Origin of the sequence: Bacillus sp. 2CMS4F, assembly GCF_023161785.1 — a bacterium.
Lineage (GTDB): Bacteria > Bacillota > Bacilli > Bacillales > Bacillaceae > Bacillus > Bacillus halotolerans.
Genome location: NZ_JALNTO010000006.1, coordinates 108,482 through 133,371, shown reverse-complemented (window position 1 = coordinate 133,371; position 24,890 = coordinate 108,482). Strand labels below are relative to the sequence as shown.

The window sequence follows — 24,890 nt, the reverse complement described above, 5'->3', positions numbered from 1 at the left end:
CCCAAAATCTGTATAAGATTATCTTTATGATAAATAATGAATGAGTGTTCAGTCAATAATTAAATTCCTGCTGTTCGGGCACACTACCTACAACTACGGAAAGGAGTGCCGGGATGAAGGTATTTTTCGCGATTCTCATCATTGTCATCATACTATTGGCTTTAATCCTGCTGGATATCTTTATGGGCCGCGCCGCATACAGAAAGAAAGCGTACGAGCCTGTTTTTTCAAAAAAGAAAAGTGATATCGAATTGATTCACTGCGGCGCTGATCTCGTTGAACGGATGATGGAGGATATACGCGATGCCGTCTCTTCCGTTCACGTGATGTTTTTCATTATGAAAAACGATGAGGTCAGCCACAATATGTTCACACTGCTGAAAACAAAAGCCCAGGCCGGCGTATCGGTTTATTTGCTTCTGGATTGGTCGGGCAGCCAAAAAATTAAAAAACCGGCGCTGGAGACGATGAAAAACGCCGGCGTTCACGTTCATTTTCTGAACCGGCCCCGTTTCCCTTATTTCTTTTTTCATATACAAAAACGAAATCACCGGAAAATTGCTGTGATGGATGGAAAAGTCGGCTATGTCGGCGGGTTTAACATTGGTGAGGAATACCTTGGGAAGAAGGCGAAGTTCGGCAATTGGGAGGATTATCATCTGCGTATGACGGGAGAAGGTGTCCGCGATCTTCAAACGCTTTTTACAGCCGACCTGAAACGAAATACCGGATCAGCCGAACTGGGTCCGGATGTTTGGCCTGAGCTTCCCCAAGGGAATATCCCTCATAAGATTTATGCGACTGACGGCTATTCTCTTGAAAAAACGTATTTGGCAAATATCGCACAGGCAAAAGAGCGCATTACGATTTGCACGCCTTATTATATTCCGACTAAACCGCTTCAGCGGGCTTTGGTCAAAGCAAGAAAAAACGGTGTAGACGTTACATTGATTGTGCCGATGAAATCAGATCACCCGCTGGTCAGAGAAGCTGCTTTTACATATTATTCGGACCTGCTGGATGCCGGCTGTCTCATCTACCGTTTTTACCAAGGGTTTTATCATGTGAAAGCCTTGATCATTGACGATCACTTCAGCATCATCGGCACAGCCAATTTTGATCAGCGCAGCCTGTTTTTAAATGAAGAGGTAAACGTTGAAATTGATGATGTTGCATTTACAAAAGAAGTCTATGCCACGATTGAAGAGGATATTAAAAAGTCGGAGCTGCTGACAAAAGAAAATTTCAAAAAGCGCACGTTCAGGCAGCGACCGGCGGAATGGCTCGGTAAAGCATTATCTTATTTTTTATAAAGGAGAGTTCCTATGATTTTCAGATTCGGGTTCGTCTCAAATGCGATGAGCCTTTGGGATGCGTCTCCCGCCAAAACACTGACATTCGCCCGTTATTCAAAGCTGCCCGAGGATGAGAGAAAAGAAGCCCTTTTGGCTGTGACGAAAGCCAACTTGCGCAATACCATGAGAACCCTTCACTATATCATCGGCCACGATATTCCAATGTACCGTTTTTCCAGCTCAATTGTGCCGCTGGCTACTCATCCTGACGTGATGTGGGACTTTGTGACGCCGTTTCGCAAGGAGTTCCGTGAGATTGGAGAGCTCGTGAAAAAATACAATCTGCGTACAAGCTTTCATCCTAACCAGTTTACCCTGTTTACGAGCCCTAAAGAATCCATTACAGCAAATGCAGTAACCGATATGGCTTATCACTACCGCATGCTTGAAGCGATGGGGATTGCAGACCGCTCAGTTATCAACATCCATATCGGCGGCGCTTACGGAAACAAAGAAAACGCTCTGAAACAATTTCATCAAAACATGAAAATGCTTCCGAAAGAGATCAAACAGCGAATGACGCTGGAAAATGACGATAAAACGTACACCACGGAAGAGACGCTTCAGGTCTGTGAACAAGAGAATGTTCCGTTTGTCTTTGATTTTCATCATTTTTACGCAAACTCGGATGATCATGCAGACCTGAATGAAGCACTGCCCCGGATGATCAACACATGGCAGCGGATCGGATTGCAGCCGAAGGTCCATCTTTCCTCTCCAAAATCGGAGCAAGCGGTGCGCAGCCATGCGGAATATGTAGACGCCAACTTCTTGTTGCCGCTTTTGGAGCGCTTCAGGCAATGGGGAACCAATATTGATTTTATGATCGAGGCGAAACAAAAGGACAAGGCGCTTCTCCGGCTGATGGATGAATTGAGCTCAATCCGCGGCGTGAAACGGATGGGCGGCGGCACTCTGCAATGGAAATCATAAGTGTGCAAAAACAGGTTTACAGTTTGTACACATTGGGAACATACGCTATATAAGACAAGAATCAATGGAGGAGAAAGAACATGAAAAACATCAAGTCTCTAAAAGTAGCCGCACAGGCATTTACTTTAAGAAATTTGATTCACCTATATAAAATGTGCCATTCCGGAAGCCACGAGGTTTATATTTACTCAAAGAAAACGATGTGCAAAATCAAAAGCTTAATCGAGCTGGAAACGTTCCGTATGGCTCATAATGAAAAAGAATATCTGATTGTGGTTGAAGGAACAAAAGCGTCTCAGCTGGTTGAAAAGTTTCAGAATATGATTGAGCCCACTGAGAGAGAAGCGCTCTAACTTACATAAAAAAGGATAGACAGTGATGTCTATCCTTTTTCTTATGCTCGTTTATAATGCAGCTGCACCGCCTGTCCAAATCGTTTCATATCGGTTAAACGCAGCTTTGTTTCGGTATTTTGTTCATGAAACAGCGGAATGCCGCTCCCTAATACAACCGGGATGACAGTGATGATGTATTCGTCGATGGCGTCCTCTTTCATAAAGGTATTCACCAGCTCTGCTCCGCCCGCGATCCAGATGTTTACGCCTTTTTGCTGTTTTAAGCGGCCGGTGAACGCTTTGATGTCTTCATCGATAAACGTCACGTGTTTATCATGATAGCTGTCGGGCGTTCCCGTAAACACGTAACATGTTTTATCCTGGTACGGAAAATCGGGTGTGAGAATTTTGATGTGTTCGTATGTGCTCCGCCCTAATATGACGGTATCAACAGTCTGATAAAATTCACTGTACCCGTTATCACCCTCGCCTTCAAATTCATCCAGCCAGTCGACGCTCCCATCCTCTCTCGCGATCATCCCGTCTAACGAAACAGCTATGTACAGCACATTTTTTCTATCCATACTCTCCTCCTATTGCTGCACCATCTCTCCGAACTGTGCATGATGCAGTCTGCTGTAAATACCACCGGCTTCGATCAGTTCCTGATGCCGCCCTTGTTCCTCGATACCGTTTTTTGTCACGACGACAATTCTGTCCGCGTGTTTGATCGTCGCCAGTCTGTGGGCGATCACCAGCGTCGTGCGCCCCTCCGACAATTCTTGAAGCGCCTTTTGGATCGCCGCTTCTGTTTCTGTATCAAGGGCAGAAGTTGCCTCGTCCAGAATCAGGATAGATGGATTTTTCAAGAACATCCTCGCAATTGAAAGGCGCTGCTTTTGCCCGCCGGAAAGTTTTACGCCGCGTTCTCCGATGACAGTGTCCAATCCATCCGGCATGTGACTGACGAGTTCTTCCAAGTGAGCCTGCTTCACTGCCTGCCAGATTTCCTCTTCTGATGCGTCCAAACGGCCATATGCAATATTCTCTCTCAGTGTGCCCGAGAATAAGAAAACGTCCTGCTGCACAACGCCAATCTGCCCGCGCAAGGAAGACAGCGTCATGTCTTTAGTGCTGATGCCGTCAATGGTAATGTCGCCTTCTGACGCTTCATAAAAGCGCGGAAGCAGACTGCAAAGTGTTGATTTCCCCGCTCCGGACGGACCGACAAACGCTACCGTTTCCCCCGCCCGAATGGTCAGGTTAATGTCATGAAGGACATGTTGATTCTCATCATAGCCAAACGAAACATGCTGATAGCGGATATCTCCTTTCAGTCCGGAAACGTCTCTCGCCTCTGGAGAATCCTGAATATCCGGCTCCGTCTCTATCAGTTCCATGTAGCTTTTAAAGCCGGCAATTCCCCGCGGATACATTTCAATAATGGCGTTAATTTTGTCAATCGGCCGAAAAAGGACATTCGTTAATAGCACAAACGCCACAAATTCTCCGTTCGACAAGGAGCCTCGGATGACAAACCACGTACCGCACAAGAGGACAAACAGCGTGACAAACCGTGTCAGCATATAGCTGATGGAGCCGTTTTTCGCCATGATTTTATATGATGACAGCTTAGTGATGCGGAATCGCTGATTGTTAACAGCGAAGCGCTCTTTTTCAAACGATTCATTGCCGAACGCCTGAACGAGCCGGATGCCGCCGATATTATTTTCTACCCGCGCACTGAAGTCTCCGATATCCTTGTTCAGCGTCGTAAACGCTTTGGTCATTTTTTTATTGAAGTAAAGCGCAAGCCAAATGACAATCGGCATGATAATAAACGTCAGCAATGCCAGCTGCCAGTTGATAAACAGCATAACCCCGAACGCCCCGAGAATCGTCATAATGGCGATGAACAAATCTTCTGGACCGTGATGGGCGACTTCGCCTATGTACATTAAGTCGTTCGTCAGCTTCGACATTAACGTTCCCGTCTTGTTGTTGTCGTAAAATTTGAAGGACAGCTTTTGCAGATGGTCAAATAGCGACTTTCTCATATCGGTTTCAATATTGATTCCGAGCATATGCCCCCAATACGTAACGACATATTGAAGAGCCGAGCTGAGCGCGTAAACCGCGAACAATCCGATTGAGGTCGCGATGATCAGGCCCCAGTCTCTCCCCGGAAGCAAGGTATCAATAAAATAATTGACGATTAAAGGAAAACTCAGCTCCATTAAGCCTCCTGCGATCGCCGAGAAAAAGTCGAGAAAGAACAATGTTTTATATGGTTTATAATACGCAAAAAATTGCCGCAGCACCCTATCTTCCCCCAATGCATTAATAACTGATAAGATTTCTCAATTATACTATACACTGGCTGTTTTGAAAGACAGTATTTCTTTTTTCTTACAGAACACTTGAAAAGAGACGGGCAACTGATTCCTTTGTCCGGTCGGCCATTCCTCTTTTATAAAAGCCGACAGGGCTAAGCTTCTCACTTTCCAGCATATCCTCTTCGAAATGGTCTTCCAGGGTGCGGATCGCTTCGGCATCCGTGAAGAAAACGTTCACTTCAAAATTGAGCTGAAAGCTGCGCATATCCATGTTTGCGGTTCCGACTGAGGCGAGATCGCCGTCAATGATTATCACTTTTTGATGCATGAAGCCTTTTTGATAGGAATACACCTCAATCCCTTCTAGAAGCAGCTCAGGGAAATACGATCTCGACGCGTATTGCGTTAAAAAGCTGTCATTCGTCTCCGGCACCATAACCCGCACCTGAACCCCTTTTGTCGCCGCGGCTTTCAAAGCCGTACGGATGGATTCATTCGGGACAAAATAAGGCGTGGCGATCCACACAGATTTCTGCGCTGCAGAAATCATTTCATAGTAGAGGTCACTCATGCTTTCCTTCATGTCAGGCCCTGTCGCGACAATTTGATAAATGCCTCCTCCCTCCACGGGGACTGGCGTATTGTATTCTTTTTGATCAATTAACACTTCATTAGAGACATATTCCCAATCCAGCATAAAGATGGCGTGAAGCGTTTGCACAATTTCTCCTTCCAACCGCAGATGAGTGTCTCTCCAAAAACCGATAATCGGGTCTCGACTGATATATTCCTTCCCAACATTCAATCCGCCGACAAAGCCGATTTTTCCGTCTATGATCACGATTTTACGGTGATTTCGAAAATTCAATTTCTGATTGAAGAACCCGTATTTCAGCGGAGAAAAAGGAACGATGTCCACGCCCGCTTTTTTCATTTTCATAATATCTCTTCCTGCCAATTTGATACTGCCCGCAGCGTCATATAAAAACCGCACCTCGACACCCTGACGCGCCTTTTCCATCATAATCTCCATCATGCCGCGCCCAAGCATGTCCGATTTGAACATGTAGTATTCGATATGCAGATAAGATTCCGCTTTCCGCATTGCTTTGAAAATATCAGGAAAGGTTTCTTCCCCGTTTTTCAAAACCTTCACACTGCTTTTCGTGTTGATCTTCATATGTGAAGCCCTGATGGAATAGGTAAAAAACCTTTCTTGATTGTCCTTCAATCCGGTCACTTCAGGCGTTTCCTCCATGTCAAACTGCTTTCGAAGCTTCTCCCTGTTGTACATTCGTTTTGTTTTAAACAGCTTTCCTTTTACATACAGCTGTCCGGAAAACAGATAAAACATGTAGCCCGCGATCGGAAAAAAGACTAGAATATGTATCCATAACAGCGTGTGCTGTGACGTTCGATTTTCAAGGATTAACGAATAAATGCTGAACAAAATAATGCCAGCATAGCAAAGCAGTCCTCCGTAAAACTCAAGCCTGGAAACCGGAAAAACCCATATGACGTATGCCCCGATGAGCATGATATATAAAAAGAAAAACTCCAGTCTCCTTTTCAGCATTTGTCCCCTCTCCATTCCGATCCGATTACCTTCGTATTTCCTCTTATTTCTAACCTTTAAACCTTTCTATGAAAAAAGCCTCTCCGCGCACGGGGCGGAAAGGCTTACGAGGAGGCTTCCTGTGATTGGCCGGAAGTAAAGTTTTTGAGCAAATCTGGCTTCAGCGAGTAGCTGCTTTTGATTTTATGTTTAAAGAAGCCGACAGCCAATCCCGTGATGGCAATGGACAGGATGGAGCAGAGGCCTTTTTGCAAACCGACGGAACAAATCCCGGCCAGCACAACGGCTAAATCGAAGGCGAAATTAACCGTCCCCGGATTCCACCCGTATCGCTTTTGCATAAATAAAGCGAGAATATTGGCGCCGCCAAGGGATGCCTGATGATAAAACATGAGCGACAGGCCGAACCCGATCAATGCTCCGCCGCAAATCGCGCCGGCAAACGGGGAAAAAGAGACGGGCGGAAGCCAGTGATCAGCGCTTGTAAAAAGGGTCAGTGCTGTTACTGCAAATATGGTGGATAAAGTGAAGCTGGCACCCATTCTGATAAAAGAAAAGACATAAAACGGGATATTAATCAGAAAGAAGATAATAGCAAACGAGGAATGAAACACGTACGTCAGGCTTAGAGAAAGGCCGGCTGTGCCGCCGGTTAATACATGAGAATGTCTGAGAGTCAGAACCCCGGCGCTAGTGATGAGGCAGGCAGTTAAAAGTAGGAACATCCGTTTCATTCTTCACTCTCCTTTTTCAAACATATTGTTATTTCCAAATACAAAAATATCAGTATTCCTTGCCGCCAAGCAATTGTCTTGTAAGAAAATATCTTAGGTTTTTATTTTTTCCTATAATGTAAGAGAAGATGAGAAATCCCCCTTTTTGGCAAAGGGGGATGGTTTTACGGATGCGGTATGTGTCGTTTCGAACGCTTGCGATATACGACATAGCTGCGGGTCAGGTATTTGAGCGGCAGGCTGAACACGTGAACCAATCTCGTAAATGGCCACATGATAAAAATGACGTATCCCATGAGAATATGAAGCTTAAACCATAGCGGAACACTCTCCATTAAAGAAGCGTCCGGCCTCAACAAAAAGATCTGCCTGAACCACGGCCCGACTGTTGTCCGGTAATCGAATCCTTTCGAATCAACGTTGAGAAATGTGGCTGCAACGCCCGAGACCATCACAAACAGCAGCAAAAACAGCGTGAGAAAATCGGAGGGCGAGCTGGTTTTGCGGATTCTTTTATCAAACAGCCTTCTGTATGTCAGGATGAAAAGTCCAATTACTGCAGCAATTCCCGCCGGCAAGCCGACGCCAATCGCCATTTTGTGATACACGTGTTCTGTGATGCCGATTGCACGATATACACCTTCGGGGATGAGAATGCCCATAACGTGTCCGCCGATAACAAACAGCATCCCCCAATGAAAGAGCGTGCTGCCCGCCGCAAGCTTTTTCTTTTCTAACAGTTCGCTTGATTTGGCGGTCCAGCCAAACTGGTCGTGCTGATAGCGGTAAATATGCCCGCCGATAAATATCGTCAATACCATATACGGCATGATGACCCACAGGATCTGCCCGCTCATGTCCGAACAGCTCCTTCGCTGCTTTCACACAAGCCGATTTCCTCAAGTGCGGTAAGCAGTGCATCCAGCAATACGGCATATAAACTTTGGTTTTGATCTAAACGGGATGTCAGCTCCCGCAAATTAGACAGATACTTCTCAAATATGCTCTTGGCTTCCTTCATCTCCGCAATGGCGGCGAATTCCAGCATAAGTGGCAGGTAATCGGGAAGCTCTTTGTCTGTCGGGAGGAAGCCGGATTGCTCATAAGTGTTCTTTAACTGCAGCAATTCAATGCCGCGTTCCCTTTGCTCGCCTGAGTTAAAGTAGGTGACATACATATTCGTTTTTTTCCCGAAGTCAAACGTGTATACATAATGTTCAATCAGGGCCTGCGGGGAAAAGCATGCTGATGACTTTACAAAGTGAAGCAGTTTCTCCCGGATATGCTGATTTTCGATTTCATTGATCAGATCTTCCCATTCGGGATGTTCCGCTCTCCACTCTTCATCCGGATACGAAAGAAGATAAGAAAGAGCCGAGAATGTGATTTGCCGGTCTGTGGTGTTCATCGTGTTACACCTCATTTTTCTTTGGTTATATACAAGAGCCGGGACCGCCTGAAAATGATAAGCCGCAGCTCCCTTGTTCAGCGTATAAATCAGAAATGTCTTCACGGTGGCTGCTCGGAATCACAAATCGGTCATCGTATTTGGCGATCGCAAGCAGCCGATACATGTCTTCAATTTGCTGTTCTGTTAAGCCGACACTGGAGATCAGTGCCGGGTCGATGGATTTATTCGTCTGGACCGCTCTCATATACTGGCGCATGACAGACATTTTCTTTAATGTCGACCGAATATGATCTGTATCACCGGCCGTTAATAGCTGCGCCAAATAGTCAATCGGAATCCTCATTTGGTCGATAGCCGGAAAAATGTCTTCCGCTGTTTGCCGGCTTCCCTCTCCTTCAAAGAGATTCATGATCGGACTCAAAGGAGGAATGTACCAAACCATCGGCAATGTCCGATACTCCGGATGAAGCGGCAGGGCAATTTTCCAGTCGATAATCATCTTATAAATGGGCGATTGCTGTGCAGCCTCTATCCAATCTGTCGGGATGCCCTGTTCTTTTGCTTGTTTAGCAACCTCGGGATCATTCGGATCAAGAAACACTTCTAATTGAGAATGATAGAGATCCTTTTCATTTTCTGCAGATGCCGCTTCCTCCACCTTATCCGCGTCATACAGCATGACGCCCAAATAACGGATTCTCCCTACACATGTTTCAGAGCAAATGGTCGGCAGTCCCGCCTCCAAACGCGGAAAGCAGAGTGTGCATTTTTCCGCTTTGTTCGTTTGCCAGTTAAAATAGACTTTTTTATAAGGACAGGATGAAACACAGTATCTCCATGAACGGCAGGCATTTTGATCCACGAGCACAATGCCGTCTTCCTCGCGTTTATACATGGCGCCGGACGGGCAGGACGAGACACATGCCGGGTTGATGCAGTGCTCGCAGATGCGCGGAAGATACATCATAAAGACTTCATCGAATTCTGTTTTGATAGACTCCTCCATCTTTTGAACGTTCGGATCTTCAAGTCCCGTAATATGTCCGCCCGCCAGATCATCCTCCCAGTTCGGCCCCCATTCAATATTCATAAAATCTCCTGTCAGCGACGATTTTGGCCGCGCTACGGGCTGATGTTTTTTCTGCGGACTGTTAGTCAGCGTTTCATAATCATAGTTCCAAGGCTCGTAGTAATCATCAATGGTTGGCTGATTCGGATTATAGAAAAGATTTGCAAGACGGTTGGTTTTCGGGCCTGATTTCAGCTCGAGCTTTCCTTTTTTTAAGGTCCAGCCGCCTTTATATTTGTCCTGATCCTCCCATTGCTTCGGATAGCCGATACCTGGCTTTGTTTCTACATTATTGAAATACATATACTCGGCACCGGAACGGTTTGTCCATGTGTTTTTGCAGGTCACGCTGCACGTGTGGCAGCCGATGCATTTATCTAAGTTCATGACCATTCCGATTTGCGCTTTAATCTTCAAGCCAATCGACCTCCTTCAGCTTGCGGATGACCACATTCAGATCGCGCTGATTCCCCGTAGGGCCATAGTAGTTAAAGCCGTAGCTGAGCTGGGCATAGCCGCCGATCATCTGTGTCGGCTTGACGTGAATCCTTGTCGGACTGTTATGGGTGCCTCCGCGGTTATTGGTCAGTTTTGTGCCGGGCACGTTGATGTGGCGGTCTTGGGCATGGTGCATAAACGCCATTCCTTTTGGTATCCGGTGAGACAGAACCGCTCTGGCTACGACAACACCGTTTCGGTTAAAGCATTCAATCCAATCGTTGTCTTTGATATCCGCATCTGCCGCATCATCTTTATTCATCCATACTGTCGGCCCGCCGCGAAATAGCGTAAGCATCGGCAGAGAATCAAAATACATGCTGTGCACGGACCATTTATTATGCGGCGTTAAATAATTGAGAACGATTTCTTTGCCCTCTTGATCAGGCCGTTTGCTTAAGAAAGGGCGATGCTGGAGGATCGGTTTAAAGGTCGCCATCGTTTCCCCGAACTCCATCATCAGCTCATGATCGACATAGTAAGACTGTCTGCCCGTCAGCGTCCGCCAAGGGATTAATTTTTCCACATTTGTCGTAAACGGTGAATACCTGCGCCCGCCTTTTTCCGAGCCTGTAAATGCCGGAGACGTGATGACCGTTTTGGGCTGAGCCGTGATTTGTTCGAACGTAAAGCATTCTTCCTCCCGCTCTTCAGCCAGATCTTTCAGCTTCAGATTCGTGATGTCTTCAAGCGATTCCCATGCTTTTACGGCAACTTTTCCATTCGACGTGGACGAAAGGGTTAAAACGGCTTCTGCCGCCTGCTTGGCCTCGCTTATATTCGGACATCCCTTTGCGACACTGTCTGAGGTGACTTCTCCCAGCCTTTTTTTGAGTGATTCGTATTCATCGGCTATCGACCAGCTCATTCCTTTTGTTCCGCTTGGTTTTAAGGCGGCGTTTGGGCCGAGCGCGGTCATTTTATGAAAGATTTGTTTGTAGTCCCTTTCAACGACTTGAATGTTCGGCATCGTTTTCCCCGGGACGGCTTCGCATTCGCCTTTGCTCCAGTCCTTTATTTTTCCGAGAGGCTGCGCCATTTCCTGCATCGTGTCATGAAGGAGCGGTGCGGCGACAGCTTCTTTTACCGGCTTCATATCAACTTCGTCCGCGAGATCGGAGACGGCTTTTGATAAAGCCTTGAAAATATCCCAGTCTGACTTCGATTCCCAAGGAGCCGAAATAGCCGGGGCAAAGGGGTGGATAAACGGATGCATATCAGTGCTGCTGAGATCGTGTTTTTCATACCATGTCGCCGCCGGAAGCACGATATCGGAATACAAGGCGGTACCGGCCATTCGGAAATCGAGATTGATTAACAAATCGAGCTTTCCTTCCGGTGCCTGCTCGCGCCATTTGATTTCTTCGGGACGGATGCTGTCGCTGTCGTCATTCATCAAGCCGTTCGTCGTTCCCAAGAGATGCTTGAGAAAATATTCATGCCCTTTTCCCGAACTGGAGATCAGATTCGCCCTCCACACGAACAGGTTTCTCGGAAAATTCGCTTCATTGTCAGGATCTTCAATGGCAAATTTCAGTTTTTTCTCTTGAAGCTGGCGGGCCACATAGTCAGCAACGTCTTTTGTTGTCTTCGCTCCCGCTTTTTCAGCTTCTTTGTACAGGTCAATTCCGTTTTTATCAAATGTCGGATAAGACGGAAGCCACCCCAGTCTTGCAGCCAGCACATTGTAGTCGGCGTGATGCTTGTAGCGGGAGGATGCCGCGATCGGAGATGCTAAGTCACTGACCGGCTGATCCTCGTAGCGCCACTGGTCAGTCGCAAAATAGAAAAAGGAAGTGCCGTTTTGCAGCTTTGGCGCCCCCTCCCAATCCTTAGCGTTGGCGATCGTCTGCCAGCCTTCAGCAGGGCGGAGTTTTTCCTGTCCCACATAATGAGCCCAGCCTCCGCCGTTTACGCCTTGGGCGCCTACCAGTAATACGAGATTTAATACTGCCCGGTAGATCGTGTCAGAGTTGAACCAGTGGTTGATCCCCGCCCCTACGATAATCATGGATCGGCCCTCTGTATCGATTGCATTTTGGGCAAACTCTCTGGCTATCTTAATGACGGCTTCTTTTTTGATCCCTGTCACCTGCTCCTGCCAGGCTGGCGTAAACGGTTCAGGATCGTCATACGAGCAGGCTGATTTTTCCCCGATCCCCCGATTCACGCCGTAGTTAGCCAAAATCAAGTCAAATACGGTTGTGACATACACATCTTCATTGTCCAGGGCCAGTTTTTTTATAGGCAGATCTCGCTCTAGCACTCTGTTTTCCTCATTTGAGAAATAAGGGATTCGAACCGTGCCGATTTCGTCCTCTATGCCGAGCACCGAAAGCCGGGGTTCAATCGATTCGCCTGTTTCTTCATCTATCATGTGCAGGTTCCATTTCTTTTGGCCGTCCCAGCGGGAGCCCATTGTTCCTTGCGGGATCGCGAATGCGCTTGTACGTTCATTCCACACCGCAGGCTTCCACTGATCATGCTCCGTCTGCCGCCCGATGTCCTTTGCATGAAGAAAACGCCCGGCCGTATACACGCCATCCTCTTTAGTTAGAGTGACAAAGAACGGGAAATCCGTATATTGCTTTGCATACTCTATGAAACGCTCTGTCTTCTGATTAACGTAAAACTCCTGCAGGATCACATGACCCATCGCCATCGCAAGCGCGCCATCTGTTCCTTGGCGGATGCTCAGCCAGTCATCTGCAAATTTAGAGGATTCCGCGAAATCCGGGCTGATTGAGATGACCTTAGCGCCTTTATAGCGGGCTTCTGCCAAAAAATGCGCATCCGGCGTCCTCGTTAACGGCACATTGGAGCCCCATGTGATGATATAGCCTGAGTTGTACCAATCACTGCTTTCCGGGACGTCTGTCTGGTCGCCCCAGATTTGCGGGGATGCCGGGGGAAGATCCGCATACCAATCATAGAAACTGAGCATAGGGCCGCCAATCAAAGACATAAACCGCGAGCCTGACGCATGGCTGATCATGGACATAGCCGGAATCGGAGAAAACCCGATATTCCGGTCAGGGCCGTATGTTATAACCGTATACAGCAGAGAAGCAGAAATCAGCTTCAGCACCTCCGGCCATTCAGCGCGCACAAAGCCGCCCTTTCCCCGCGCCTGTTTATAGGACTTCGCTTTATCCGGATTTTCAACGATCGATTTCCATGCTTCCAAAGGGTTTTGATGAGCCTGCAATGCTTCCCGCCACAAATTGATCAGCACACTGCGCACGTACGGATATTTCACACGGAGCGGGCTGTAAATATACCATGAAAAACTGGCCCCCCGCGGACAGCCTCTCGGTTCGAAATCAGGCATATCCGGGCCTGTTGAAGGATAATTCAAATTTTGCCCTTCCCACGTGACGATGCCGTTTTTCACGTATATATTCCAGCTGCAGGACCCTGTGCAGTTGACACCGTGGGTGGAGCGGACGACCTTATCGTACTGCCATCTGTTTCTGTATACATTCTCCCAATCACGATCTTCATAGGTTGTTTGGCTATGTTTATTTGATTGATGCTCAATAGGAGAGAAATAGTTTAATCTCCTAAACAACGGACTCATTTTCTTTTTTTTCATGAATATTTCACTCCTTCCGAGTCAGGTATTCTAAATTCACTATATACAGAGGCAGGATGTTTCCTTGTGAACTATGTCACACACTCCCCTTTTTTCACAGAAAGTTCACATGAGGAAGAAGGAATGGAAATACCGAACAAAAAACCCGGTTCCTTTTAGGAATCGGGCTCAGCGTTTTCGTCCTGAGATCTATGCATGTATCGCAAAAACAGCTCATAAGAGAAAAAGACATTTTGCTGGAGCATCACCAGAAAATTCATTTGCAGCTGCGGATAATAGGACATGATTTTCTTTAATATGTAAAAAGGGATATTGAGCATAAGAATGTCTTCGGATGTTCGGACTGAAATGAATGGAGATAAGAACATCCCGCCTTTTTGATCAATGGGAAACACATCGCCTTTTTCCCACAGCGCCACGGTTTGCGACCCTTCAGGCAGCCTGCTGTCAATAAAACGAATACTGCCTTTTAATACAATATAAATGGATTGAGAATGGAGAAAAGATGGATCCTGATCACATGAACCGCGGATAAACGTCCCGTTATTCAGCAATGTTTCGACAATGGATAGAGGCACTTCATTAAACATAGGAAGTTGTTTCAAAAAAAATAAATAGTCACACTGATTCATAGGGAAGCCTCCTGTGCTAAGGATAGCTTTAGTGTAGCCCGGCCGATCCATGACAGCAGTGATATATTTCACAGATGATATGATGAATGTCACTTATTGGCGTATTTTTGCTTTTATAATGAAACAAGAAAGGAGTGTTTCGATGAAGGCGCTTATTCCGAAGCAGCACGGCGCTTGGGCCATGCTGCTGATTCCGTTTTGCCTCGGTATGGTGAAGGGAGGAGCGGTTCTTTGGCATATCCCCCTATTTTTAGGCTGGCTTTTTCTTTATTTGGCTGTTTATCCTGTTACGCTGGCATTAAAAAAGAAACAAATCGAACCCTATCAAAAGTGGATATTTTCTTACAGTTTTCCAGCCTGCAGCTTTTTGCTTGCCGCTGTCATCCATAAGCCGTCTTTTATCTGGCTTGCCTTTTCTTTGCTGCCGATGTTTCTCATTCATGTGTATTATGCCCGGCAAAAAAATGAACGAGCGCTGCTGAATGATTTTGCGGGCGTCTTATTCTTTTGTACAGGCGGACTCGCCAGCTGCTGGCTGGGGACGGAGACTCTTGACGGCTGGGCATGGTTTATTTTCGCACAATCTGCTTTGTTTTTTATCGGAAGTTCATTTTATGTGAAGTCGGTGATCCGGGAGAAGAATAATAGAGTATTTGCTTACTGGTCGTGGGGCTATCACCTGATCCTCCCCTTACTTTCCGCAGCTCTCGGAGGTGGATGGGCCGTTCTCGCCTTTATCCCCAGCAGTTTGCGTGCATGGTTTTTTCATGGAAAGAAGTGGCCTGTTCAAACGATCGGCATTCTTGAAATCGTCAATGCGTGCTTCTTTTTCGCCATCATGTGTATTTGGCTAACAAGATAAAAACAAGGACATATTGCTGTCCTTGTTTCCTCTTAATCAATATTACAAATCTCTAACGGGCAATTTTCGCACTCAATCTCACACCGTAAATAGTCCCGCTGATGCAGTACAATCTTTCCGGAATCCTCTATTGAAATAACCCCTTGTTTGCGGAGATCCCCCAGCATGCGGTTGACGCTCTCTCTTGCAGCCGCGCAAAATTTTGCCAAATCCTGGTTTGTCAGGGCAATGTTAATGAGAATGCCGTCACTCCGGTTCACCCCATAGCTGTTTGACAAGCGGATGAGGGTGGAGTAGAGCGCCCCTTTTTTGCCATGAAGAAGAAGGTCTCTGATTTTGGATTGAATTTTGCGCAAATGGGTGCTCATCCATTTCATAAATTCAAATGTCAAAGCACCGTTGTGGATAAGTTCCTTTTCAAGTCTGCTTTTATTGATAACGAGCACTTCGCCATCCTCCAGCACTTTTGCACTGAGCATATATCTCGGTTCTTCTGTGAAAAGTGTTAATTCACCGACAATATCATTTTTTTGGCAGATTCTAAGCGTCAGGTCTTTGCCGTCAGCCGTCAGCTTCCCGATTTCAATGAGTCCTGACTGAATCAGATAAAGCTCTTCTGCATCCATTCCTTCTCGAAACAGGTATGTGTGTTTTTTGATTTTTCTTTTTGTGCTGATGGATTCCAGCAATTGATGAAGATCACTGGAAATAAGATCCTTATCAGATGTTCGAACAGAGAGAAAGTTCATGAGCTCACCTCGAAGAAAAGTCACGTTGTGTATCTATTGTAACGTGAAATCATTTGCGCTTTTCAGAAAAAACTTACAATCTCGTGAATTCCCCAATCGCCGGCGGCCCGTCAGTTTACGCTGTGCCCGCTTCTCTCTGTATGTGTTTTCATTCTTTCCTGCCAATACATCCATATGACAATGACAAAGCTTGCTAACGCGACTTCCGAAAGCGCCATAAATCCGATGGCGTATTGTCCCGTCGCCTGAAATACACTCGCCAGGATCAGCGGAGGGAAAAAGCCGCCTAATCCGCCCATGGCAGACACAACTCCGTTGGCGATTCCCGCCTGCTTAGAAAAATAGAAAGGAACCAGTTTAAAAACCGTCCCGTTTCCAATCCCGGAGCACACCGCAACCGTTAACGCCCCAAAGGCGTAAATGCCGATCGTCGGCGAAAACGACAGGATGACACCCGATAATGTCAGGCCTGCAAAGACAAACATCAGGATGCGGAGCGGACTCACTTTATCAGCCAGCCACCCGCCCGCCGGCCTGAGCAGCGTGGATACAGCAATAAAACCTGCCGTCCGCAGCCCGGCATCCGCAGGACTCAGATCAAACTGCTCAACAAGAAAGTTTGGCAGATAGATTGTAAAAGCGACAAAGGCGCCAAACGTAATAAAATAAAAGAGACTCAGAAACCACAGCACATGATTTCGGTAAACGGCTTTGATTTGAGTCTTTACGGACACCTTCACTTTCTTCTCATGCCGGTCACCGAAGAAAAAGTGCAGCAAAGCAAATAAAGCCAGCAGAACCATATACATTTGCACCGTACTTTTCCACCCCGCCGCTTGAGCAATCACGGGAGCTGCAAATGTAGTGATCGCGGTTCCGATATTCCCGGCACCGTAAATACCGTTTACAACGCCATGTTTTTCTTTAGGATAGTACTTCGGAAGAGATGTAACCCCAATGGAAAAAACGGCTCCCCCAATCCCTAAGAAAAAACCGCCCGCGATTAAATCAAACAGGGAATCTGCAATACTGATCCAAAATACAGGGAATAAAAGCAATATAAAGCTAATCATAAAAATGATCCGCGCGCCAAACCTGTTGGTCAAATACCCCAGCGGAATGCGGAGAAGCGATCCTAATATAACGGGTATGGCCGTTACCAGGGAGATTTCGCCTTTGCTCAAATGAATATCTAATGTGATTTGGGAAATAAGTGACGAAATCAGCACCCAAACCATAAACCCTGCCACCAAGCTTAATGACTGCAGCGATAATTGAAAGTGTTGACGGTTAATCATTCGGCTTGCCCCTTTCACTGATTCAATAATCAGCCTTATCATACAAAAACTCGGCGAAGAAGATTGTGAACTATATCACACGATTTTTTAACAAAAAAAGGACAAAGCCCTCTGGCTTTGTCCTTTCAGCTTGATTACATTTTTTCAGGAGCCGATACGCCGATCAATTGAAGCGCGTTGTTCAGCGTGATTTGCGTTGCTTTCATTAAAGCTAAGCGCGCACGGCTTTTCTCTTCGTTTTCAGGATCGATGACTTTCTCCGCATTGTAGAAGCTGTGCAGAGCTGAAGCCAAGTCATAAATATAATTCGTCACACGGTGCGGAATTCGTTTTTCCGCCGCTTCCGCCACTGCCTCCGGGAAACCGCCGATTGTTTTCAGCAGATCATATTCTTTTTCTGATTGAATAGGGCTGAAATCAAGATCTACCGCCGGCTTAAGTCCTTGCTCTTCCCCTTGGCGAAGCATGCTGCAAATGCGGGCATGTGCGTATTGCGCATAATACACAGGGTTTTCGTTAGATGTTGATACAGCAAGATCCAAGTCAAAATCCATATGCGTATCAGCGCTGCGCATCGCGAAGAAATAACGCACGGCATCAAGGCCGACTTCGTCAATCAGGTCGCGCATCGTTACCGCTTTCCCCGTTCGTTTGCTCATTTTCATTTTCTCGCCGTTTTTGTAAAGGTGCACGAGCTGAATGATTTCTACTTCCAACGTTCCTTTTTCATAGCCAAGCGCTTCGATTGCCGCTTTCATACGCGGGATGTAGCCGTGATGGTCGGCGCCCCATACGTTGACCAGCTTATCAAAGCCGCGGTCAAGCTTGTCCTTATGGTACGCGATATCAGGAAGCAGGTATGTGTATGTGCCGTCCTTTTTGATCAGTACGCGGTCTTTGTCATCTCCGAACGTTGTGGAACGGAACCAAGTCGCACCGTCTTCCTCATAGACATGGCCTTTCTCACGCAGCGCGTCCAGCGCCTTATCGATTTTTCCGTTTTGGTACAGTGATGTTTCAGAATACCACACGTCAAACGGCACGCGGAAGTTTTCCAAGTCTACGCGAAGCTTCTCCAGCTCGTATTTCAAACCGTACTCACGGAAAAATGCGAGGCGTTCGCTTTCTTCTTCGTTGACGAAACGGTCGCCATATTCCTCAGCGAGACGCTTTCCGATTGAAATGATATCCTCACCGCGGTAGCCGTCCTCCGGCATCGGTTTTTCCAGTCCAAGCGCTTCAAAGTAACGGACTTCTACAGAAAGCGCCAGGTTGTTAATCTGGTTTCCGGCATCGTTAATGTAGTATTCGCGGCTCACATCGTAACCCGCTTTTGCAAGCACATTGCACAAGGAATCGCCGACAGCCGCACCGCGCGCGTGGCCTAAGTGAAGGTCCCCCGTCGGATTTGCAGATACAAATTCCACTTGAACGCGTTCGCCGTTTCCGATGTTTGTTTCTCCATACGCGTCTCCCGCTTCCAATACAGACGGGATCAGCTTCGTTAAATATTGATTGTTCATATAGAAATTGATAAAACCAGGACCGGCGATATCAAGCTTTTCAATAGAAGCCTTTCCTTTATCAAAAGTAGCGACAATTTCCTCAGCGATTTGGCGCGGCGCTTTTTTAGCGATTCTCGCGAGCTGCATCGCCATATTTGTTGAATAATCGCCGTGTGTTTTATCCTTCGGTGTTTCTAAAATGACATTTGGAATCTGGCTTTCATCAGCCAGCCCCGCTTTCAGAACGGCTGCTTTGATTTCTTCTTTCAGCACGTCCTTCATCTGTTCCGCAATGTTCATGCGTGAGTTCCTCCCTCATACGTGATCGTCATATTATGTAAATGCTGCTGCTCGTCTCCGACATGCATATCATATGCGATACTGATACGGCCTTGTTCTTCGCCGAGATCAGATTGAATCGATTTTGTGCTCGTTTTCAGCTCAAGCTCACCAAATGACATTTTATATTTGGCGATTGTGGAAGCTCCAGTTACGAAACGCTGGTTCATTTTGACAGCGCCTGATCTCATGACAAGCACTTCGCCTTCGCTTACTTTTACAATCGTTTTCACTTTGCCTAAGTCGTGTTCTTCATAATAAGATAGATACACTTTATTCTGTTTCACATAGTAAAATCCGGTGGTGCGGAATTCGATCACTTCTTCGTTTCCGTCATCCTCGATCACAGATTTCACATGGATTGTTATCGGTGTCTCTTGCTTCATTCTGACACGTCCTTTTCATCTTTCCACTTTGACTTGAATAGTATAATCATTCGGTTTGTAAACTTCAACTGCTTCTATCTTACCATCATTGCTCATCAGATTTGAAGATAAACCTCAGAAAAAGCAATTCCTTTATAGAAGAGAAAATCATACCACTGATTACCTTTAGGAAATATTACATTTTTCCGAATTCTACCGTTTGTAATTCACATTTTCTTCAAAATATATGTATTGAAATGGTAATTTGATAGTTTTAATATAAAAGTACATCAAAGATCTGCTAGAAAAACAAAAAAAGGGAGGATTCAATTATGAAAAAAGCTGTCATTGTAGAAAACAAAGGTTGCGCGACATGTTCAATCGGAGCCGCTTGTTTAGTGGACGGACCTATCCCTGATTTTGAAATTGCCGGTGCAACAGGTCTATTCGGTCTCTGGGGATAAGGTTCTCCGGAAAAGGGCATAGTAAATTACTATGCCCTTTTTAACTAAAATACAAATTTTAACTAAAATCTACATCTTAGTTATACATACACAGTGATTTTTATATTTGAATCATATGTATAGGGGATGGTATTTTGTTTATAGAGCAGATGTTTCCATTTATTAATGAAAGTGTAAGAGTCCACCAGTTGCCTGAGGGCGGCGTGCTGGAAATTGACTACTTGCGTGATAACGTCTCGATCTCTGATTTTGAATACTTAGATCTCAACAAAACGGCTTACGAGCTTTGTATGCTGATGGACGGTCAAAGAACGGCTGAACAGATTTTAGAAGAGCAATGCGCAAAGTATGATGAGTCGCCGGAAGACCATAAGGACTGGTACTATGACATGCTCAGCATGCTTTTGAACAAGCAGGTCATTCAGCTTGAAAACCGGCCCCGCTTTCACAAAATCGCCACCAGTGGAAGCAATGAATTTCCGATGCCGCTGCATGCCACCTTTGAGCTGACGCACCGCTGCAATTTAAAGTGCGCCCACTGCTATTTAGAAAGCTCGCCGGAAGCGCTCGGCACCGTATCCATTGATCAATTTAAGAAAACGGCTGATATGCTGTATGATAACGGCGTTTTAACGTGTGAAATCACAGGCGGCGAAATTTTCGTCCATCCAAACGCCAATGAGATTCTTGAATATGTGTTAAAGAAATTCAAAAAAGTCGCCGTCTTAACCAACGGAACGCTGATGCGAAAAGAAAGCTTGGAAATGTTAAAAGCCTATAAGCAAAAAATCATCGTCGGCATATCACTGGATAGCGTACAGTCCGAAGTGCATGATTCATTTAGAGGGAGAAAAGGCTCTTTTGCCCAAACCTGTAAAACGATAAAATTGTTGAGTGATCATGGTATTTTTGTCAGAGTCGCCATGTCGGTTTTCGAAAAAAACATGTGGGAAATCCACGATATGGCCCAAAAGGTGCGCGATCTCGGGGCGAAAGCGTTCTCTTACAATTGGGTTGATGATTTCGGAAGAGGCAGAGATATTGTCCATCCGACGAAAGATGCCGAACAGCACCGCAAATTTATGGAGTACGAGCAAAATGTCATTGATGAATTTAAAGATTTGATCCCGATCATTCCGTATGAAAGAAAACGTGCGGCGAACTGCGGCGCCGGCTGGAAATCTATTGTGATCAGCCCGTTCGGAGAAGTACGCCCGTGCGCACTCTTCCCGAAGGAATTTTCATTGGGAAATATATTTCATGATTCATATGAAAGCATTTTTGACTCCCCTCTTGTCCATAAATTGTGGAAAGCGCAGGCGCCGCGGTTCAGCGAGCATTGCATGAAAGACAAATGCCCGTTCAGCGGCTATTGCGGAGGCTGTTACTTAAAAGGGCTGAACTCCAACAAATACCACAGAAAAAACATCTGCTCCTGGGCGAAAAATGAACAATTAGAAGATGTGGTCCAGCTTATTTAGGAGGGAAACAATTTGTCACCAGCACAAAGAAAAATGTTACTGTATATCCTTTCATTTATTTTTGTCATCGGCGCGGTCGTCTACTTCGTAAAAAGCGATTATTTGTTTACGCTGATTTCTATCGCCATCGCCATTATTTTCGGTATGCGCGCGCGGAAGGCTGACTCGCGATGAGCATTTTGGATATACACGATGTATCCGTGTGGTATGAGCAAGACAACGTCATCTTAGAAAACGTAGATTTACATTTAGAAAAAGGCGCCGTTTACGGACTGCTTGGGGTAAACGGCGCCGGAAAAACAACGCTGATCAATACGCTGACAGGGGTAAACCGCAATTTCAGCGGGTACTTTACGCTGTGCGGCATTGAAGCGGACGCCGGCATGCCGCAGAAAACATCAGATGAGCTGAAGATCCGCCGCTACTTTGCTGCCGATTATCCGCTTCTATTTACAGAAATTACGGCGAAGGACTATGTTTCTTTCGTTCATTCTTTGTATCATAAAGATTTCTCAGAGCAGCAATTTAACAGTTTGGCAGAGGAATTTCACTTTTCCCAATACACAAACCGGAGAATTTCCGAGCTGTCCCTCGGCAACAGGCAAAAGGTTGTGTTGATGACCGGGCTATTGCTCGGGGCTCCCCTGTTTATTTTGGATGAGCCGCTTGTCGGCTTGGATGTGGAGTCAATAGAAGTTTTTTATCAGAAAATGCAGGAGTATTGCAAGGCAGGCGGAACGATTTTGTTTTCTTCCCATTTGCTCGATGTGGTGCAGAGATTTTGTGATTATGCGGCCATCCTTCATCACAAACAGATCCGGAAGGTCATTCCGATTGGAGAGGAGACTGATCTTCGGCGTGAATTTTTTGAGGTGATCGGCCATGAATAACCTGTTTCCGATTCTGTCATTGCTGTTCAAACAGCTTTACGGCCGCCAAGGAAAAAAAGACGCCATTCGCATCACCGCAGGGCTTGCCGTTCTGGCCTTGTTTGAAATCGGGCTGATCCGCCAGGCAGGCATTGATGAATCAACCTTAGGAAAAACATACATCACGCTCGCGCTTCTGTTTATGAATGCGTACATGGTGTTTCTCTCTGTTACATCCCAATGGAAGGAATCTTACATGAAGCTGAGCTGTCTATTGCCGATCTCTTCCCGGAGCTTCTGGCTCGCTCAGAGTGTGGTTTTGTTTGTTGATACTTGCTTGAGAAGGACGCTCTTCTTTTTCATATTACCGCTGTTCTTATTCGGAAACGGAACGCTGTCAGGAGCACAAACCCTGTATTGGCTCGGCAGATTTTCGTTTTTTACTGTCTATTCGATTATTTTCGGCGTTTTGTTAAGCAATCTTTTCGTCAAAAAAAGGAGAACGGCACTCCTGCTGCATGCGGCGGCATTTACCTGCGTGTGCTTCAGTGCGGCTTTGATGCCTGCCGTAACGATCCCGCTATGTGCGATTCATATGCTCTGGGCTATCGTGATTGACTTCCCTTCATTTTTGCAGGCGCCTCAGCAGCAGAGCAAAATGCATTCTTTTATGCGGACATCAGAATTTTCATTTTATAAAAGAGAATGGAACCGGTTTATTTCCTCCAAAGCGATGCTCTTAAATTATATTGTGATGGGGGCATTCAGCGGCTTCTTTTCGTTTCAGATGATGAACACCGGCATTGCCGATCAGCATGTCGTCTATATCATGATTAGCGCTCTCCTGCTGATCTGCTCACCGATTGCTTTATTGTATTCTCTTGAGAAAAATGACCGGATGCTGCTGATCACGCTTCCGATTAAACGCAGAACGATGCTTTGGGCGAAATATCGCTTTTATTCCGGTTTATTGGCCGGCGGGTTTATTTTGATTGCCATGATAATGGGCTTGATCAGCGGCCGGCCGATTTCACTTTTGACTTTTTTGCAGTGTACGGAATTGCTGCTGGCAGGGGCTTATATTCGGTTAATTTCAGATGAAAAAAAGCCGTCCTTCAGCTGGCAGACGGAGCAGCAGCTCTGGAGCGGTTTCTCTAAATACCGTTCCTATGTATTTTGTATTCCTCTTTTTTTAGCTACTTTAACAGGCACTGTTATTTCCTTGGCAGTCATTCCGATTGCCGGGCTGATCATTGTCTATTTACTGCAAAAACAGGATGGTGGTTTCTTTGATACAAGCGGAAAAAGAGAACGGCTTGGAAGTTAACCTGCTGACGACTGATCAATTTTCAACCATCTCGATTGCCGCGAGCTTTCTGAAGCCGATCGAAAGCGCGGCGGAACCTGAAGAAGAAACGATCTATTTTTATGGCGCGGCTGCACACCAGAAGCAAAACATCATCGACACTTTCGGCTATGCCGCCGGCCGCCGCTTCATGTATTCAGCAAATCTCTTTTTTGACCGGCAGCTGAAAACGTACGGGACCCGCATGATTCATCCGTTATATGCTGAGGGATTTCATACAGATGCCGTTCTGAACACCTTTGTTAACATGTCCTCCTTTCCGGCTTCTCTTTCTGCCAGCGCAGCGGAAAAGGCAAAAGCTGAACTGCTGCTGAAAATGGAAAAGACATTCGCTGACCCGTTCTCCTATTCAGCAGCCCGTCTGGCGGAGGAAGCCTTTGGAAACCCGATGTACGGCACTGCCATGTTTGGCCGGAAAGACAAGCTTATGGCTGTGCATCCTAAACGTTTTCTGGATGCGTCGGAATTTATCGCTGATTTATTTTCTCAGCAGAAACAGCTGAACATATTAGGAAACATACAATCCTGTGATGTTCAGAGTCATGCCCCACAGGCGTCCGCCATGTCTGCTGTAAGAAAACCTGTGAATCAGCATATTTTCGAAACAGAGACACGCAGCACAGCAGGTCCGTCCGTTATGACACTTGGCTTTGACTGCGGGGACATGAAAGATGTCCGCGATTATTTAGCCATCCAGCTGATAGACGGATTGCTCGGCAAGTACGGCCATTCCGCTTTATTTCGGCATTTTCGCGAAAAAGATCTGGCCGTTTATCACGTGATCACCCGCTATGACATCATGAGCAATATGCTGCTTGTTTCCGTATGCACCGACCAGCTTCGTGAAAACGAGATTCCTCCAAGAGTTTTGGAAGCTGTATCGCATTTCCACGCGGATGAACCGGAATTAAAAAAGGCACAACAATTTTTAATCAATGAAATCCTGCTGCAATTTGATTCTCCTGAAGGACTCTTAGCCTATATGGGAATCCTGCGCCGTTTCTCTTGCCAAAAAGAAGACTTGCTGGACAGCATCTCAGCGGTCACGTGCCGCGATTTGCTGCAATTCATCAAAAATCTTACATATATCGGAGCTCATGTAGTAAGGGGATGAGAGA

General features: G+C 46.1%; 23 protein-coding genes and 1 pseudogene. 11 read left to right on the top strand and 13 right to left on the bottom strand.

Going from position 1 to position 24,890, the window contains the following annotated elements; all coding sequences use genetic code 11:
• The first annotated feature begins 113 nt into the window (after positions 1–113).
• The 3 genes from cls (MTN95_RS11130) to MTN95_RS11120 all read left to right on the top strand — a co-directional run bounded on the left by cls (MTN95_RS11130) (position 114) and on the right by MTN95_RS11120 (position 2,641).
• Positions 114–1,313, top strand: a complete 1,200-nt coding sequence (gene cls, locus MTN95_RS11130; protein WP_248338178.1) for a cardiolipin synthase — start codon at positions 114–116, stop codon at positions 1,311–1,313.
• Positions 1,314–1,325: 12 nt separating this feature from the next.
• Entirely contained in the window at positions 1,326–2,288 is a 963-nt protein-coding gene (gene uvsE / locus MTN95_RS11125) for a UV DNA damage repair endonuclease UvsE (RefSeq protein WP_248338176.1), read from the top strand.
• Positions 2,289–2,368: 80 nt separating this feature from the next.
• Positions 2,369–2,641: a hypothetical protein gene (locus MTN95_RS11120; protein WP_105954118.1), complete on the top strand. Its 273-nt coding sequence runs from the start codon at positions 2,369–2,371 to the stop codon at positions 2,639–2,641.
• A gap of 41 nt (positions 2,642–2,682) precedes the next feature.
• On the opposite strand, the gene MTN95_RS11115 is transcribed toward MTN95_RS11120, so the two are convergent.
• The 9 genes from MTN95_RS11115 to MTN95_RS11075 form a co-directional block, all read right to left on the bottom strand.
• The gene (locus MTN95_RS11115; RefSeq protein ID WP_105954394.1) at positions 2,683–3,207 is read right to left on the bottom strand and encodes a dihydrofolate reductase family protein; all 525 of its coding nucleotides are present in this window, start codon (positions 3,205–3,207) and stop codon (positions 2,683–2,685) included.
• 9 nt (positions 3,208–3,216) lie between these two features.
• On the bottom strand, positions 3,217–4,944 hold the full coding sequence (locus MTN95_RS11110; protein ID WP_248338174.1) for an ABC transporter ATP-binding protein: 1,728 nt from the start codon (positions 4,942–4,944) through the stop codon (positions 3,217–3,219).
• An 88-nt stretch (positions 4,945–5,032) separates the two neighbouring features.
• On the bottom strand, positions 5,033–6,535 hold the full coding sequence (gene cls, locus MTN95_RS11105) for a cardiolipin synthase (protein ID WP_248338172.1): 1,503 nt from the start codon (positions 6,533–6,535) through the stop codon (positions 5,033–5,035).
• A gap of 104 nt (positions 6,536–6,639) precedes the next feature.
• Positions 6,640–7,269 carry a YitT family protein gene (locus tag MTN95_RS11100; RefSeq protein ID WP_248338170.1) on the bottom strand — a complete coding sequence of 210 codons (630 nt, stop codon included), beginning with the start codon at positions 7,267–7,269 and terminating at the stop codon, positions 6,640–6,642.
• A gap of 164 nt (positions 7,270–7,433) precedes the next feature.
• Positions 7,434–8,126, bottom strand: coding sequence for a respiratory nitrate reductase subunit gamma (gene narI, locus MTN95_RS11095; RefSeq protein WP_105954398.1), 693 nt, complete (start codon positions 8,124–8,126; stop codon positions 7,434–7,436).
• Positions 8,123–8,677 carry a nitrate reductase molybdenum cofactor assembly chaperone gene (gene narJ / locus MTN95_RS11090; RefSeq protein WP_095712798.1) on the bottom strand — a complete coding sequence of 185 codons (555 nt, stop codon included), beginning with the start codon at positions 8,675–8,677 and terminating at the stop codon, positions 8,123–8,125. Before narJ ends, narI begins: the two co-directional genes overlap by 4 nt.
• Positions 8,678–8,702: 25 nt before the next feature.
• Positions 8,703–10,166, bottom strand: coding sequence for a nitrate reductase subunit beta (narH, locus tag MTN95_RS11085; RefSeq protein WP_248338167.1), 1,464 nt, complete (start codon positions 10,164–10,166; stop codon positions 8,703–8,705).
• Positions 10,156–13,842 carry a nitrate reductase subunit alpha gene (locus tag MTN95_RS11080; RefSeq protein ID WP_248338164.1) on the bottom strand — a complete coding sequence of 1,229 codons (3,687 nt, stop codon included), beginning with the start codon at positions 13,840–13,842 and terminating at the stop codon, positions 10,156–10,158. The genes narH and MTN95_RS11080 overlap by 11 nt, the downstream gene beginning before the upstream one ends.
• Positions 13,843–13,997: 155 nt before the next feature.
• Positions 13,998–14,474, bottom strand: a complete 477-nt coding sequence (locus MTN95_RS11075; RefSeq protein WP_024123206.1) for a cyclic nucleotide-binding domain-containing protein — start codon at positions 14,472–14,474, stop codon at positions 13,998–14,000.
• A 142-nt stretch (positions 14,475–14,616) separates the two neighbouring features.
• Here MTN95_RS11075 and MTN95_RS11070 point away from each other — a divergent pair, with 142 nt between their 5' ends.
• Positions 14,617–15,336: a YwiC-like family protein gene (locus tag MTN95_RS11070; RefSeq protein ID WP_248338161.1), complete on the top strand. Its 720-nt coding sequence runs from the start codon at positions 14,617–14,619 to the stop codon at positions 15,334–15,336.
• 32 nt (positions 15,337–15,368) lie between these two features.
• On the opposite strand, the gene MTN95_RS11065 is transcribed toward MTN95_RS11070, so the two are convergent.
• The 4 genes from MTN95_RS11065 to MTN95_RS11050 all read right to left on the bottom strand — a co-directional run bounded on the left by MTN95_RS11065 (position 15,369) and on the right by MTN95_RS11050 (position 19,613).
• Positions 15,369–16,085 (bottom strand): fumarate/nitrate reduction transcriptional regulator Fnr, encoded by a 717-nt coding sequence (locus MTN95_RS11065; RefSeq protein ID WP_101859805.1) that lies wholly within the window; start codon positions 16,083–16,085, stop codon positions 15,369–15,371.
• Between the two features lie 110 nt (positions 16,086–16,195).
• Positions 16,196–17,383: a nitrate/nitrite transporter gene (locus tag MTN95_RS11060; protein ID WP_010332275.1), complete on the bottom strand. Its 1,188-nt coding sequence runs from the start codon at positions 17,381–17,383 to the stop codon at positions 16,196–16,198.
• A 134-nt stretch (positions 17,384–17,517) separates the two neighbouring features.
• Positions 17,518–19,188: an arginine--tRNA ligase gene (argS, locus tag MTN95_RS11055; RefSeq protein ID WP_248338159.1), complete on the bottom strand. Its 1,671-nt coding sequence runs from the start codon at positions 19,186–19,188 to the stop codon at positions 17,518–17,520.
• Entirely contained in the window at positions 19,185–19,613 is a 429-nt protein-coding gene (locus MTN95_RS11050; RefSeq protein ID WP_024123211.1) for a YwiB family protein, read from the bottom strand. The genes argS and MTN95_RS11050 overlap by 4 nt, the downstream gene beginning before the upstream one ends.
• Positions 19,614–19,924: 311 nt before the next feature.
• Here MTN95_RS11050 and sboA point away from each other — a divergent pair, with 311 nt between their 5' ends.
• The 7 genes and pseudogenes from sboA to MTN95_RS11015 all read left to right on the top strand — a co-directional run bounded on the left by sboA (position 19,925) and on the right by MTN95_RS11015 (position 24,886).
• On the top strand, positions 19,925–20,056 hold the full coding sequence (sboA, locus tag MTN95_RS11045; RefSeq protein ID WP_003222002.1) for a subtilosin A: 132 nt from the start codon (positions 19,925–19,927) through the stop codon (positions 20,054–20,056).
• Positions 20,013–20,153 (top strand): annotated as a pseudogene (locus MTN95_RS21675) (bacteriocin-like protein SboX). The gene sboA and the pseudogene MTN95_RS21675 overlap by 44 nt, the downstream one beginning before the upstream one ends.
• A gap of 37 nt (positions 20,154–20,190) precedes the next feature.
• Positions 20,191–21,537, top strand: coding sequence for a subtilosin maturase AlbA (albA, locus tag MTN95_RS11035; protein WP_105954404.1), 1,347 nt, complete (start codon positions 20,191–20,193; stop codon positions 21,535–21,537).
• Between the two features lie 12 nt (positions 21,538–21,549).
• Positions 21,550–21,711 carry an antilisterial bacteriocin subtilosin biosynthesis protein AlbB gene (albB, locus tag MTN95_RS11030; RefSeq protein WP_024123213.1) on the top strand — a complete coding sequence of 54 codons (162 nt, stop codon included), beginning with the start codon at positions 21,550–21,552 and terminating at the stop codon, positions 21,709–21,711.
• Entirely contained in the window at positions 21,708–22,427 is a 720-nt protein-coding gene (locus tag MTN95_RS11025; protein WP_248338157.1) for an ATP-binding cassette domain-containing protein, read from the top strand. The genes albB and MTN95_RS11025 overlap by 4 nt, the downstream gene beginning before the upstream one ends.
• Entirely contained in the window at positions 22,420–23,733 is a 1,314-nt protein-coding gene (locus MTN95_RS11020) for a bacteriocin biosynthesis protein AlbD (protein WP_248338155.1), read from the top strand. The genes MTN95_RS11025 and MTN95_RS11020 overlap by 8 nt, the downstream gene beginning before the upstream one ends.
• Positions 23,723–24,886, top strand: a complete 1,164-nt coding sequence (locus tag MTN95_RS11015) for an insulinase family protein (protein ID WP_248338214.1) — start codon at positions 23,723–23,725, stop codon at positions 24,884–24,886. Before MTN95_RS11020 ends, MTN95_RS11015 begins: the two co-directional genes overlap by 11 nt.
• Positions 24,887–24,890: the final 4 nt, after the last annotated feature.

Coding starts and splice junctions, on each gene's coding strand:
- argS (WP_248338159.1), bottom strand. CDS start 19,188: ATGAACATTGCGGAACAGATGAAGGACGTGCTGAAAGAAGAAATCAAA.
- cls (WP_248338178.1), top strand. CDS start 114: ATGAAGGTATTTTTCGCGATTCTCATCATTGTCATCATACTATTGGCT.
- MTN95_RS11065 (WP_101859805.1), bottom strand. CDS start 16,085: ATGAACTTTCTCTCTGTTCGAACATCTGATAAGGATCTTATTTCCAGT.
- sboA (WP_003222002.1), top strand. CDS start 19,925: ATGAAAAAAGCTGTCATTGTAGAAAACAAAGGTTGCGCGACATGTTCA.
- MTN95_RS11020 (WP_248338155.1), top strand. CDS start 22,420: ATGAATAACCTGTTTCCGATTCTGTCATTGCTGTTCAAACAGCTTTAC.
- MTN95_RS11115 (WP_105954394.1), bottom strand. CDS start 3,207: ATGGATAGAAAAAATGTGCTGTACATAGCTGTTTCGTTAGACGGGATG.
- MTN95_RS11100 (WP_248338170.1), bottom strand. CDS start 7,269: ATGAAACGGATGTTCCTACTTTTAACTGCCTGCCTCATCACTAGCGCC.
- MTN95_RS11050 (WP_024123211.1), bottom strand. CDS start 19,613: ATGAAGCAAGAGACACCGATAACAATCCATGTGAAATCTGTGATCGAG.
- MTN95_RS11025 (WP_248338157.1), top strand. CDS start 21,708: ATGAGCATTTTGGATATACACGATGTATCCGTGTGGTATGAGCAAGAC.
- cls (WP_248338172.1), bottom strand. CDS start 6,535: ATGCTGAAAAGGAGACTGGAGTTTTTCTTTTTATATATCATGCTCATC.
- MTN95_RS11075 (WP_024123206.1), bottom strand. CDS start 14,474: ATGAATCAGTGTGACTATTTATTTTTTTTGAAACAACTTCCTATGTTT.
- MTN95_RS11120 (WP_105954118.1), top strand. CDS start 2,369: ATGAAAAACATCAAGTCTCTAAAAGTAGCCGCACAGGCATTTACTTTA.
- uvsE (WP_248338176.1), top strand. CDS start 1,326: ATGATTTTCAGATTCGGGTTCGTCTCAAATGCGATGAGCCTTTGGGAT.
- narJ (WP_095712798.1), bottom strand. CDS start 8,677: ATGAACACCACAGACCGGCAAATCACATTCTCGGCTCTTTCTTATCTT.
- narI (WP_105954398.1), bottom strand. CDS start 8,126: ATGAGCGGGCAGATCCTGTGGGTCATCATGCCGTATATGGTATTGACG.
- MTN95_RS11060 (WP_010332275.1), bottom strand. CDS start 17,383: ATGATTAACCGTCAACACTTTCAATTATCGCTGCAGTCATTAAGCTTG.
- MTN95_RS11070 (WP_248338161.1), top strand. CDS start 14,617: ATGAAGGCGCTTATTCCGAAGCAGCACGGCGCTTGGGCCATGCTGCTG.
- MTN95_RS11080 (WP_248338164.1), bottom strand. CDS start 13,842: ATGAAAAAAAAGAAAATGAGTCCGTTGTTTAGGAGATTAAACTATTTC.